This window comes from Streptomyces sp. NPDC056480, assembly GCF_042795405.1.
Taxonomy (GTDB): domain Bacteria; phylum Actinomycetota; class Actinomycetes; order Streptomycetales; family Streptomycetaceae; genus Streptomyces.
This window is the reverse complement of sequence record NZ_JBHTSA010000179.1, coordinates 1-11,988: the sequence shown is the minus strand read 5'-3', so window position 1 is coordinate 11,988 and position 11,988 is coordinate 1. Positions and strand designations below refer to the sequence as shown.

At 73.9% G+C, this 11,988-nt stretch carries 9 protein-coding genes; 7 read left to right on the top strand and 2 right to left on the bottom strand.

Annotated features, from left to right (window positions below; genetic code table 11):
- Positions 1 to 238: 238 nt before the first annotated feature.
- Positions 239 to 646: a cobalamin B12-binding domain-containing protein gene (locus tag ACFQ79_RS38305; protein WP_073910412.1), complete on the top strand. Its 408-nt coding sequence runs from the start codon at positions 239 to 241 to the stop codon at positions 644 to 646.
- Positions 647 to 861: 215 nt separating this feature from the next.
- Here ACFQ79_RS38305 and ACFQ79_RS38300 read toward each other — a convergent pair whose 3' ends face one another.
- Both ACFQ79_RS38300 and ACFQ79_RS38295 read right to left on the bottom strand, forming a co-directional pair.
- The gene (locus ACFQ79_RS38300; protein ID WP_383592418.1) at positions 862 to 2,565 is read right to left on the bottom strand and encodes a DUF5691 domain-containing protein; all 1,704 of its coding nucleotides are present in this window, start codon (positions 2,563 to 2,565) and stop codon (positions 862 to 864) included.
- 38 nt (positions 2,566 to 2,603) lie between these two features.
- On the bottom strand, positions 2,604 to 3,950 hold the full coding sequence (locus ACFQ79_RS38295; protein ID WP_383592415.1) for an SWIM zinc finger family protein: 1,347 nt from the start codon (positions 3,948 to 3,950) through the stop codon (positions 2,604 to 2,606).
- 150 nt (positions 3,951 to 4,100) lie between these two features.
- Here ACFQ79_RS38295 and ACFQ79_RS38290 point away from each other — a divergent pair, with 150 nt between their 5' ends.
- The 6 genes from ACFQ79_RS38290 (at position 4,101) to sucD (ending at position 11,903) form a co-directional block, all read left to right on the top strand.
- Positions 4,101 to 4,514 (top strand): hypothetical protein, encoded by a 414-nt coding sequence (locus ACFQ79_RS38290; protein WP_266968490.1) that lies wholly within the window; start codon positions 4,101 to 4,103, stop codon positions 4,512 to 4,514.
- A 218-nt stretch (positions 4,515 to 4,732) separates the two neighbouring features.
- The gene (locus ACFQ79_RS38285; RefSeq protein WP_383592412.1) at positions 4,733 to 5,890 is read left to right on the top strand and encodes an AAA family ATPase; all 1,158 of its coding nucleotides are present in this window, start codon (positions 4,733 to 4,735) and stop codon (positions 5,888 to 5,890) included.
- Positions 5,887 to 8,157, top strand: coding sequence for a DUF5682 family protein (locus ACFQ79_RS38280; protein ID WP_383592410.1), 2,271 nt, complete (start codon positions 5,887 to 5,889; stop codon positions 8,155 to 8,157). Before ACFQ79_RS38285 ends, ACFQ79_RS38280 begins: the two co-directional genes overlap by 4 nt.
- Positions 8,154 to 9,380 (top strand): VWA domain-containing protein, encoded by a 1,227-nt coding sequence (locus ACFQ79_RS38275; RefSeq protein WP_383592407.1) that lies wholly within the window; start codon positions 8,154 to 8,156, stop codon positions 9,378 to 9,380. The genes ACFQ79_RS38280 and ACFQ79_RS38275 overlap by 4 nt, the downstream gene beginning before the upstream one ends.
- 440 nt (positions 9,381 to 9,820) lie before the next feature.
- The gene (sucC, locus tag ACFQ79_RS38270; protein WP_383592405.1) at positions 9,821 to 10,999 is read left to right on the top strand and encodes an ADP-forming succinate--CoA ligase subunit beta; all 1,179 of its coding nucleotides are present in this window, start codon (positions 9,821 to 9,823) and stop codon (positions 10,997 to 10,999) included.
- Between the two features lie 19 nt (positions 11,000 to 11,018).
- Positions 11,019 to 11,903, top strand: a complete 885-nt coding sequence (gene sucD / locus ACFQ79_RS38265) for a succinate--CoA ligase subunit alpha (protein ID WP_015035673.1) — start codon at positions 11,019 to 11,021, stop codon at positions 11,901 to 11,903.
- The last annotated feature ends 85 nt before the right edge of the window (positions 11,904 to 11,988 follow it).

Below are 11,988 nucleotides of genomic sequence, written 5' to 3'. Positions count from 1 at the left end.
CGGACGGCGGCACGGAGGCGCGGCGACCTCGTCGCGGCTCCCTTCGCGACCGTGCCCCGCTTGCGGCTGGTGGGCCCAGGAGGAGGGCCCGAAAGCGGGGTACGACGCAGAGCGAACATGTCCCACGTGTGATTTCCCCCTCGCTCGCCGCCGCGAAACAGCCGGGTGCGGGATGCTGGGGATAACGTTCGTTCACCTCCCCGGCAAAGACGCGCGGGGGTCGCATGTGGAGGCAGTGATGGGTGTGACCGGTCCGATCCGCGTGGTGGTTGCCAAGCCGGGTCTCGACGGCCACGATCGCGGGGCCAAGGTGATCGCGCGGGCACTCCGCGACGCCGGTATGGAGGTCATCTACACCGGCCTCCACCAGACGCCCGAGCAGATCGTCGACACCGCGATCCAGGAGGACGCCGACGCGATCGGCCTCTCGATCCTCTCGGGCGCGCACAACACGCTGTTCGTGAAGGTCCTGGAGCTCCTCAAGGACCGTGACGCCGAGGACATCAAGGTCTTCGGCGGCGGCATCATCCCCGACGGGGACATCGCGCCGCTGAAGGAGAAGGGCGTGGCGGAGATCTTCACGCCGGGCGCGACGACCGCGTCCATCGTCGACTGGGTGAACGCGAACGTCCGCGTGGCCGCGTAATCCGCTTAATCCGTGTAATCCGTGTAATCCCTGTAGTCCGTTTCGGTGATACGCGCCTCGGGTTGCGAAGGGCCCTTCCGTGCGGGAGGGCCCTTCGGCGTGCCGGGGCATCGGGGGCGCAGGGGCGCTCGGGTGTGTCGGGGGCCTCGGGTGTGTCGGGGCGCCGAGTTCCACCGGCCCGGTCCGTGAGGTCTGCCGTGCCGGTTCCGTGAGGTCTACCGTGCCGGTTCCGTGAGTTCGGTTCTCATCGCCTCGCGCAGCCGCAGCGTGGAGACCAGGCGCTGGAACGCCTCGGACCAGTAGCCGCCCGCGCCGGGGGAGATGTCCTCCGCCTCCTCGGGCCGGGCCGTCAGGGACTCCAGCTGCCGGGCCGCCTCCGGGGCGAGGCAGCGCTCCGCGAGCCCCATCACCCCGCTGAAGCTCCACGGGTAACTGCCCGCCTCCCGTGCGATGTCGAGAGCGTCGATCACCGCCCCGCCGAGCGGCTCCGCCCACGGCACCTCGCAGACACCGAGCAGTTGGAACGCCTCCGACAGGCCGTGGGCCGCGATGAACGCCCCGACCCAGCGCGCCCGTTCCTCCGGCGGAAGCGTCGAGAGGAGCTGGGCCCGCTCGGCCAGCGACGACGTGCCGGGGCCCGTCGCGGGCGGGGTCGCCGGGGAGCCGAGCAGCGCCCGGGACCAGTCCGCGTCCCGCTGCCGTACGGCTGCCCGACACCAGGCCGCGTGCAGCTCGGCCTGCCAGTCGTCGGCGACCGGCAGCGCCACGATCTCCTCCGGTCCGCGCCCGCCGAACCTCGGCGGCCAGCAGGACAGCGGCGCGGCCTCGACGAGCTGACCCAGCCACCAGGACCGCTCGCCCCGGCCGGCGGGCGGTGTCGCCGCGAGGCCGTCCCGCTGCATGGCCGAGTCGCACTCGTGCGGGGCCTCCACGGTGATCGTGGGCGACTCCGCGGTCCGGTCGAGACCGACGCAGGTGACCGCGCGGCCCGCCATCCGGCCCGCGAGCGCCGAGGCCGGCAGGGCGGAGAGGAGTTCGGCGGCGGTCGCGCGGACATTGCGGCTGCGGTCGCCGAGGGCCTCCTCCAGGAACTCCTCGTCCGCGCCGGACAGTCCGGTCCGCAGCGAGTCCAGGAACATCAGCCGGTCCTCCGCCCGTTCGGCCGGCCAGGTGGACGCGAGAAGAGCGAGCCCGGCCGACGGCTCCTCCGTCCGTACGGCGCAGAGCAGGGCGACCCGCTCGGCGAACAGGCCCTCGTCCCACAGGGCGCGCACCCCCTCCCGGTCCCCGGGGTCCGGGAGCGAGGTGCCGGCGCCCGCACCGCGCAGGGCGAACCGCCACTCGGGGTTCAGCCGGGCCAGCCACAGGCCGCGCGGCCCGGCCAGCAGAAGGGCCTGGGGCCGCAGATCGGTGCGGGCCCGGGCCGCGTCGAGGAGGGAGGGCAAGGTGGCGGCCGGTGCCTTGAACCCTCGCTCGTTGGCCAGGGCGAGCCACTGCGGGAGGAGTTCGGCCAGGTCGGGCGCGGCCCCGCGCCGCCCTGCGGGCGAGGGCGCGGCGCGGCCGGCGAGCAGCTGGTCGAGCCGCCGCCGCGCGGCCCCCGGCAGTGGCCGGCGGTGGTCCTCGGGCGCGGGCTCCGGCGGTGGCACGGCGGGCCCGGGGCGGAGTCCCGCCCTGCGCCGCACGGTGTGCAGCGCGGCGGCGTCGAGCAGTGCGCCCGGCAGGTCACGTCCCGGCAGGGCCCCGAGCCGGGCGGGCACCCGGCGGTCGGTGCCGAGCAGGGCCGAGGTGACGAGTTCCTCCCAGCCGCCGTCCTCCGTGCCTTCGTACTCCCCGGCGCCGTGGTCACGGGCGCCGTGGTCACGGGTGCCGTCCTCCGTGGGAGGAGCGCCGGGCGTCGGGATCGTCGTGTCCGTCTCCATCGGGGTCCTTCGGTCGGACGGTGTTCCGTGGGCGGGGGTCATATGAGAGGGACCGTTTCTCCCGGGTTCTCCGGGGACCAGGCGGCGAGCGGGGTGAACCCCCGGTGCCCGCACTCCCCGAAGACCGTCACCGGGGCCCCGCCGGACAGCGCGACCAGGCGCCAGAGCCCGGGACGGGACTGGGCCGCGGGGGTCAGCGGCAGCGCCTCGCGGCCGTCCGCGTCGGCGAGCTGCCAGCCGTACTCCGCGCGCGCGGGGACGACCCCGCTCAGCGTCACGGGCCAGGACTCCAGCCACGGGTCCTCGCACAGCGCGCGGCCGTACGCGTCGAGGGCCGCGCCCACCGGTCCGCCCGGCGGCGGGGCGGCGGGGCCCTCGACCAGGACGAACTCCTCGCCGGGCTCCGCGCGCAGTTGACCGGAGCCCGCGTGCGGGGTCAGCTCGCCGTCGAGCACCGCGCCCACGGGGAGCGCCAGTCGAGGCGCCCTCCCCGCCGCGCCGAAGGACAGCAGGAGCGCCGTGCGCCCGCTCGCCGTGCCGTGCAGCCAGATGCGCCGGGTGGTCAGCCGGGCGTCGGCCGCGTCGTGCTGCGCGAGCACGAGCCAGTGGTCGCGCACCGGGAGCCCGTCGACCGGGGCGGGGAGGCCGACCCGGGTCCGTACGGTCGTCGCGAACGGCGCGGGCAGCCGGTCGGCGGTGAGCCAGGCGCGGTCGAGGAGGTGGGTCAGCGCGCACTCCTCCAGGAGCCGCACCGGCCAGCCGGGCCCCGAGCCCGGTATCGCCCCCAACTCCCTGACGCGGCCCGCGAGTCCCGGGGCCTGCGCGTCGACCATCCGGGCGGCCGTCTCCTCCCACAGTCCGTACCCCCGCTGCTCGGCCGCCGCCAGGCCGCCGCGCAGCAGGTCGGCGAGCCGCTGCTCCAACTCCTCCGCGCCCGAGGTGATCCGGGCGGCCCTGCGCTCGGCCCTGCGGCGCGCCGCCTCGGGATCCGCCGGGCCGGCGGCGGCGCCGCCCTCGGTTCCCCGGGCCGGGCTCCCGGCCCGTGCGCGGCGCGCCGCGAGCCACCGCCCGGCCCAGTCGGGCGCGGCGGTCTCCTCGCTCTCCGTCCCGTCCGAGGCCTGGAGCAGCAGCAGGCCGAGCGCGTGCTTGCACGGGAACTTGCGGCTGGGGCACTCGCACAGGTACGCGGGCCCCGTCGTGTCGACCACCGTCCGGTACGGCACGCGGCCGCTGCCCTTGCACAGACCCCAGACCGCGCCCCCGCCGCTGCCCCTGCCCGACCACGGTCCTGCCGTGCCGAGCTTGCTTCCCGCTCTGCGCGAGGCCTCGTCAGGAGCCAGTGCCAGCACCTGCTCAGCCGTCCAGCGCACCCCCATGGCATTCATGTCCTCGACGGTAGAGGCCGCCACTGACAACGCCCCGGGCCCGGGAGGACGGGCTCGGGGGAGGGGGAGAGGAGAGGGCGCTTTACCCTTCCTTTACCATTCTCCTTGCGAGATCAACCGACTCGCACGAACCGCCCAGGGGGAACCCGAATGAAGCGCACCGCCCGCACCGCCGTCTCGGCCCTCGCCGTCGCCGGCCTCGCCCTCGGTCTCGGCGCCTGCTCCGAGGCCGCCGAGAAGGCCGTCGACCAGGTCGACAAGTCCGTGACCGAGACCTACGAGGTCACGTACGAGGTCACCGGCACGGGCATCGAGTCCATCGACTACCACGCGGGCGACGGCACCGCGATGGCGCCGAAGGTCGAGTCGGAGAAGAAGCCGGCCACCCCGTGGAAGAAGACCGTGAAGCTCAAGGGCATCATGCCGCCGGCGGTCATGCCGGTCTCGCTCACCCCCGCCGACCTCACCTGCAAGGTCGTCTACCAGGGCAAGGTCATCAAGGAGGCCAAGGCCGAGCAGGCCATGGCCGGCGGCTGCGTCGCCGTCTCCCCGGTCGTCGGCTGACCCACGCGGTCGCCGTCCGGTCCGCTGCCCGGTCCGCAGTCAGGACCGCAGTCCGGTCCGCTGCCTGGTGCGCTGCCCGGACCGCAGTCCGGGCCGGCCCTCGCGGGCTGACTCCCCCTCACCTCTCCAACGGCCCCTGACCAGCGGCGACATCCGATTGTCAGTGGCATGGTGCACGGTGGATCCCACAGCAGATCGAACGATCTGGAGGGGGATCCATGCCCGTGCCCGAAACCATCGCGCAGCCCCGTTCCGGTGTCGAGACGGACACCGGACCGGGGCGGCCGCAGACCGTGACCGAGGTCCTGCGGCCGCACGCCGAGCACGCCTTCGCCGACGAACTCGCCGCGCTCGCCGCCGCCGACGACCGGCCCCGACCCGCCCGCTGGCGCCTCTCGCCGTGGGCCGTCGCCACCTATCTCCTCGGCGGCACCCTCCCCGACGGGACGGTGATCACACCCAAGTACGTGGGCCCGCGCCGCATCGTCGAGGTCGCCGTCACCACCCTCGCCACTGACCGGGCGCTGCTCCTGCTCGGTGTTCCCGGCACCGCCAAGACCTGGGTCTCCGAGCACCTCGCCGCCGCCGTCAGCGGCGACTCGACCCTCCTCGTCCAGGGCACCGCCGGCACCCCCGAGGAGGCCGTGCGGTACGGCTGGAACTACGCCCGGCTGCTCGCCCACGGCCCCAGCAGGGACGCCCTCGTGCCGAGCCCCGTGATGCGGGCGATGGCGCAGGGCATGACCGCGCGCGTCGAGGAACTCACCCGTATCCCCGCCGACGTGCAGGACACGCTCATCACGATCCTGTCCGAGAAGACCCTTCCCCTCCCCGAACTGGGCCAGGAGGTGCAGGCCGTCCCCGGCTTCAACCTCATCGCCACGGCCAACGACCGGGACCGGGGCGTCAACGAACTCTCCAGCGCGCTGCGCCGCCGCTTCAACACGGTGGTCCTGCCGCTGCCCGCGACCCCCGAGGCCGAGGTCGACATCGTCGCCCGCCGCGTCGAGCAGCTCGGACGCTCCCTCGCCCTGCCGTCCCTCCCGGACGGCGTCGACGAGATCCGCCGGGTCGTCACCGTCTTCCGCGAACTGCGCGACGGCGTCACCACCGACGGCCGGACGCGGGTCAAGTCCCCCTCGGGGACGCTCTCCACGGCCGAGGCCATCTCCGTCGTCACCGGCGGTCTCGCGCTCGCCGCCCACTTCGGCGACGGAGTCCTGCGCCCGGCGGACATCGCGGCGGGCATCCTCGGCGCGGTCGTCCGCGACCCGGCGGCCGACCGGGTCGTCTGGCAGGAGTACCTGGAGACGGTGGTCAGGGAGAGAGACGGCTGGAAGGACTTCTACCGCGCCTGCCGCGAGGTGAGCGGATGACGTCCCCGGCCACGGCCGGGCCGCTCGTGCTCGGGGTGCGGCACCACGGGCCCGGGTCCGCGCGCGGAGTGCGCGCCGCGCTGGAGGCCGCGAAGCCCGCCGTCGTGCTCGTCGAAGGCCCCGCCGAGGCCGACGCGCTCGTCGCGCTCGCCGGGGATCCCGACATGCGGCCGCCGGTCGCCCTGCTCGCCCACGCCGTGGACGACCCGGGGCGGGCCTCGTTCTGGCCGATGGCCGCGTTCTCGCCCGAGTGGGTCGCGATCCGCTGGGCCCTCGACCGGGGCGCCGCCGTCCGGTTCATCGACCTGCCCGCCGCGCACAGCCTGGCCGCCGCCGACCCCACCTGGGACGACGGTGAGGAAGAGGTCTCCGGCAGCGGCCTGCGGATCGACCCGGTCGCCGAACTCGCCCGGGTCGCCGGGTACGAGGACGCCGAGCGCTGGTGGGAGGACGTCGTCGAACTGCGCGGCGACGAGGACCCCACCGCCCCCTTCGAGGCCCTCGCCGAGGCGATGGGCGCGCTCCGCGAGGCGTACAGCCACGGCGGGCATCCCCGTGACCTCGTCCGCGAGGCCCACATGCGGATCCGGCTGCGCGCCGCGCGCAAGGAGTTCGGCGACGCCGTCGCCGTCGTCTGCGGTGCCTGGCACGTCCCCGCCCTCACCCGGAAGACCACCGTCGCCGCCGACCGGGCCCTGCTCAAGGGGCTGCCCAAGGTGAAGACCGAGATGACCTGGGTCCCCTGGACCCACCGCAGGCTCGCCCGCCGCTCGGGGTACGGCGCCGGGATCGAGGCGCCCGGCTGGTACGCGCATCTGTTCGCCGCGCCCGACCGGCCCGTCGAGCGGTGGATGACCAAGGTCGCCGGACTCCTCAGAGCCGAGGACCACCTCGTCTCCTCCGCCCATGTCATCGAGGCCGTCCGGCTCGCCGAGACCCTCGCCGCCCTGCGCGGCCGCCCGCTCCCCGGCCTCGACGAGACGACCGACGCCGTCCGCGCCGTGCTCTGCGAGGGCTCCGACGTGCCGCTCGACCTCGTCCGGGACCGCCTCGTCGTCGGCGACGTCCTCGGCGAGGTCCCGGCCGGCGCCCCCGCCGTCCCCCTCCAGCGCGATCTGGCCCGCCGTCAGCGCACCCTGCGCCTCAAGCCCGAGGCCACCGAGCGCGACCTCGATCTCGACCTCCGCAAGGACATGGACGGGGAGCGCAGCCGACTGCTGCACCGGCTGCGGCTCCTCGGCGTCGGCTGGGGCGAACCGGCCACCGGCCGCTCCGGCACCGGCACCTTCCGGGAGACCTGGCGGCTGCGCTGGGAGCCCGAGCTCCACGTCCAGGTCGCCGAGGCCGGCGTCTGGGGCACCACCGTCGAGGCCGCCGCCACCGCCCGCGCCCGTTCCCGGGCCCTGGGGGCGCAGTCCCTCGCCGACATCACCGCCCTCGCGGAGCAGTGCCTGCTCGCCGGGCTCGCCGACGCGCTTCCCGTCGTCATGCGGGCGCTCGCCGACCGGGCCGCGCTCGACACCGACGTCGCCCGTCTCGCCCAGGCCCTCCCCGCCCTGGCCCGCTCCCTGCGCTACGGCGACGTCCGGGGCACCGGGACGGCGTCCCTCGCCGAGGTCGCCGCCGGCCTCGCCGAGCGGATCTGCGTCGGTCTGCCGCCCGCCTGCACGGGCCTCGACACCGACGCGGCCGCCGCCATGCGCGAGCGGATCGACGAGGTGCACCAGGCCCTCGGACTGCTCCCGGGAGCGGACGGACTGGCCGAGCGCTGGGCCGGCGTCCTGCGCCGGCTCGCCGGCCGCGACCGGATCCCGGGCATCCTCAGGGGCCGCGCCGCCCGGCTCCTCCTGGACGAGGGCCGGCTCGCGGAGGACGAGGCCGCCCTCCTCATGAGCCGCGCCCTCTCGCCCGGCACCCCGCCGCCGGACGCCGCCGCCTGGATCGACGGCTTCGTCGGCGGGGCCTCGGGCGGCGGACTCCTCCTGGTCCACGACGAGCGGCTCCTCGGGCTGGTCGACGACTGGCTGACGGGCGTCCCGGCGGAGGCGTTCACCGATGTCCTGCCGCTGCTGCGGCGCACCTTCTCCGGATACGAGCAGGGCGTCCGCCGCACCCTCGGCGAACTGGTCGCCCGCGGCCGGAAGGCCGGCGGCCCCGGGCACACCACCCCCGGCGTCCCCGGCTTCGCGCCCACCCCCGACCGGGACCGGGCGGACGCCGTCCTGCCCCTTCTCCACCTCGTCCTCGGCACGGAGGCCCTCGTATGAGCAGCGGCACGACCACCGGCCCGGCCACCGACGCCGTGACCACCGGCCCGGCCACCGACGTGCGCGCGGGGGCGGCGGCGGACGACGAGCGGCTGCGCCGCTGGCGGCTCGTCCTCGGCGGAGGGGAGGCCGACGGCACCGGCCGCGCGCTCACCGGCACCGACGCCGCCATGGACGGAGCCCTCACCGCGCTCTACGGCCGCGGGAACCAGGGAGGCGACCGCACCGGACGGGACCGCTCGGCCGGACTCGGGGCCTCCGCGCCGTCCGTCGCCCGCTGGCTCGGCGACATCCGCACGTACTTCCCCAGCTCCGTCGTCCAGGTCATGCAGCGCGACGCGATCGACCGCCTCGGCCTCGCCACCCTGCTCCTGGAGCCGGAGATGCTGGAGGCCGTCGAGGCGGACGTCCACCTCGTCGGCACCCTGCTCTCCCTCCACAAGGCGATGCCCGAGACGACGAGGGAGACCGCGCGGGCCGTGGTGCGCAAGGTCGTCGATGACCTGGAGAAGCGCCTCGCCACCCGCACCCGGGCGACCCTCACCGGCGCCCTCGACCGGTCCGCCCGGATCAGCCGCCCCCGCCACCGGGACATCGACTGGGACCGGACGATCCGCGCCAACCTCAAGAACTACCTGCCCGAGCACCGCACGGTCGTCCCCGAGCGGCTGATCGGCCACGGGCGTGCCTCGCAGGCGGTACGGAAGGAGGTCGTGCTCTGCATCGACCAGTCCGGCTCCATGGCCGCCTCCGTCGTCTACGCCTCCGTCTTCGGCGCCGTACTCGCCTCGATGCGCTCGATCGCCACCCGGCTCGTCGTCTTCGACACCGCCGTCGTGGACCTGACCGACCGGATCGACGACCCGGTCGACGTCCTCTTCGGCACCCAGCTCGGCGGCGGCACCGACATCAACCGCGCCCTCGCCCACTGCCAGTCGAAGATCACCCGCCCCGCCGACACCGTCGTCGTCCTCATCAGCGATCTGTACGAGGGCGGCATCCGTGACGAGATGCTGAAGCGGGTCGCGGCGATGAAGGCATCCGGCGTCCAGTTCGTCGCCCTGCTCGCCCTCTCCGACGAGGGCGCCCCGGCGTACGACCGCGACCACGCGGCGGCGCTCGCCGCGCTCGGCGCCCCCGCCTTCGCGTGCACGCCCGACCTGTTCCCGGAGATCATGGCCGCCGCCCTGGAGAAGCGCCCGCTGCCGATACCCACGGCCTGACCGGCCCGACGCGACCCGCCGGGCCGTCCCGTCCGGCCGCGCCGCCGGGTACGGAATCCGTCGTCGCGGGACCACTCGCACGGGTGTCCCGGGCCTCACTGAGTCCCATATCACACCCGCTCCGGAACGGCCCTCACCCGTGTTCCCGGCGCGTCGTGAGGGGGCAGGAGGCCAAGCCCCGCCTGCCGCGCACGCCGCCCACCGCCTCCGCGCACCCCCTACGCGCGACCCCGTGGCCCCTACAGTCTGTGACCCGTATCACCGCTCCGTTGTGATCTGCGATTTAGGGACCCACGTCCCTCGGCGATAACCTGCGAGACGGACATGCCGCGTCCACGGTCACCGTGTGCGCCTCCCTTGTGACAGTGCAGTCACGTTGCCCTTCGCGGCACGCCCACGCAGACAACGAACCGCGATCATCAGAAAAGGGACGGACGCGCGTGGACCTGTTCGAGTACCAGGCGAGGGATCTCTTCGCCAAGCACGGAGTACCGGTGCTGGCCGGTGAAGTCATCGACACGCCTGAGGCCGCGCGCGCCGCGACCGAGCGCCTCGGCGGCAAGTCCGTCGTCAAGGCCCAGGTGAAGGTCGGTGGCCGCGGCAAGGCCGGCGGCGTCAAGCTGGCCGCCGACGCGGACGAGGCCGTCGCCCGCGCGACGGACATCCTCGGGATGGACATCAAGGGCCACACGGTCCACAAGGTGATGATCGCCGAGCTGTCCCCGGAGATCGAGGCGGAGTACTACGTCTCGTACCTCCTCGACCGCACCAACCGCACCTTCCTCGCGATGGCGTCGGTGCAGGGCGGCATGGACATCGAGGAGGTCGCGGAGAAGACCCCCGAGGCCCTCGCGAAGGTCCCGGTCAACGCCGTCGACGGCGTGAGCATCGAGAAGGCCCGCGAGATCGTGGCCCTGGCGAAGTTCCCGGCCGACGTGGCCGAGGGCGTCGCCGAGGCCCTGGTCACCCTGTGGAAGACCTTCGTCGCCGAGGACGCGCTCCTCGTCGAGGTCAACCCGCTGGTGAAGACCAAGGACGGCCGCATCCTGGCCCTGGACGGCAAGGTGTCTCTCGACGAGAACGCCGACTTCCGTCAGCCCGACCACGAGGCGCTCGAGGACAAGGCCGCAGCCAACCCGCTCGAGGCTGCCGCCAAGGCCAAGAACCTCAACTACGTCAAGCTCGAGGGCGAGGTCGGCATCATCGGTAACGGTGCCGGTCTGGTCATGTCGACCCTGGACGTCGTCGCGTACGCCGGTGAGAACCACGGCGGCGTGAAGCCGGCCAACTTCCTCGACATCGGTGGCGGCGCCTCCGCCGAGGTCATGGCGAACGGCCTGGAGATCATCCTGGGCGACCCGGACGTCAAGTCCGTGTTCGTCAACGTCTTCGGTGGCATCACCGCCTGTGACGAGGTCGCCAACGGCATCGTCCAGGCCCTCGAGCTCCTCGCCTCCAAGGGCGAAGAGGTCACCAAGCCGCTGGTCGTGCGCCTCGACGGCAACAACGCGGAGCTGGGTCGCAAGATCCTGTCGGACGCGAACCACCCGCTCGTGCAGCGCGTGGACACCATGGACGGCGCGGCCGACAAGGCCGCCGAGCTCGCGGCTGCGAAGTAAGGGACGAGGTCAGAACACCATGGCTATCTTCCTGACCAAGGACAGCAAGGTCATCGTCCAGGGCATGACCGGTGCCACGGGCATGAAGCACACCAAGCTCATGCTGGGTGACGGCACCAACATCGTCGGTGGCGTGAACCCGCGCAAGGCCGGCACGACCGTCGACTTCGACGGCACCGAGGTCCCGGTCTTCGGCTCCGTCGCCGAGGCGATGAAGGAGACCGGCGCCAACGTCTCGGTCCTCTTCGTCCCGCCGGCGTTCGCGAAGGCCGCTGTGGTCGAGGCGATCGACGCCGAGATCCCGCTGGCCGTCGTCATCACCGAGGGCATCGCGGTCCACGACTCCGCCGCCTTCTGGGCGTACGCGCAGGCCAAGGGCAACAAGACCCGCATCATCGGCCCGAACTGCCCCGGTCTCATCACCCCGGGCCAGTCCAACGCCGGCATCATCCCGGGCGACATCACGAAGCCGGGCCGCATCGGCCTGGTCTCGAAGTCCGGCACGCTGACGTACCAGATGATGTACGAGCTCCGTGACATCGGCTTCTCGTCCGCCGTCGGCATCGGTGGCGACCCGGTCATCGGCACCACGCACATCGACGCCCTCGCGGCGTTCGAGGCGGACCCCGACACCGACCTGATCGTCATGATCGGCGAGATCGGCGGCGACGCCGAGGAGCGTGCGGCCGACTTCATCAAGGCCAACGTCACCAAGCCGGTCGTCGGCTACGTCGCGGGCTTCACCGCGCCCGAGGGCAAGACCATGGGCCACGCCGGCGCCATCGTCTCCGGCTCCTCCGGCACCGCCCAGGCGAAGAAGGAGGCCCTCGAGGCCGCCGGCGTCAAGGTCGGCAAGACGCCGACCGAGACGGCCAAGCTGGCGCGCGCGATCCTCGCGGGCTGAAGCAGCCAGGAGTAGCCGCGGTTCTCGCGGCAACTGTACGAGAGGGCCCCGCCCCCCGCCCGGTCACCCGGGCGAGGGCGGGGCC

What these genes read in the sequence shown, in the direction of transcription:
- ACFQ79_RS38290 (WP_266968490.1), top strand. Translation starts at nt 4,101, where the DNA reads ATGAAGCGCACCGCCCGCACCGCCGTCTCGGCCCTCGCCGTCGCCGGC.
- ACFQ79_RS38275 (WP_383592407.1), top strand. Translation starts at nt 8,154, where the DNA reads ATGAGCAGCGGCACGACCACCGGCCCGGCCACCGACGCCGTGACCACC.
- ACFQ79_RS38295 (WP_383592415.1), bottom strand. Translation starts at nt 3,950, where the DNA reads ATGAATGCCATGGGGGTGCGCTGGACGGCTGAGCAGGTGCTGGCACTG.
- ACFQ79_RS38305 (WP_073910412.1), top strand. Translation starts at nt 239, where the DNA reads ATGGGTGTGACCGGTCCGATCCGCGTGGTGGTTGCCAAGCCGGGTCTC.
- sucD (WP_015035673.1), top strand. Translation starts at nt 11,019, where the DNA reads ATGGCTATCTTCCTGACCAAGGACAGCAAGGTCATCGTCCAGGGCATG.
- ACFQ79_RS38300 (WP_383592418.1), bottom strand. Translation starts at nt 2,565, where the DNA reads ATGGAGACGGACACGACGATCCCGACGCCCGGCGCTCCTCCCACGGAG.
- ACFQ79_RS38285 (WP_383592412.1), top strand. Translation starts at nt 4,733, where the DNA reads ATGCCCGTGCCCGAAACCATCGCGCAGCCCCGTTCCGGTGTCGAGACG.
- ACFQ79_RS38280 (WP_383592410.1), top strand. Translation starts at nt 5,887, where the DNA reads ATGACGTCCCCGGCCACGGCCGGGCCGCTCGTGCTCGGGGTGCGGCAC.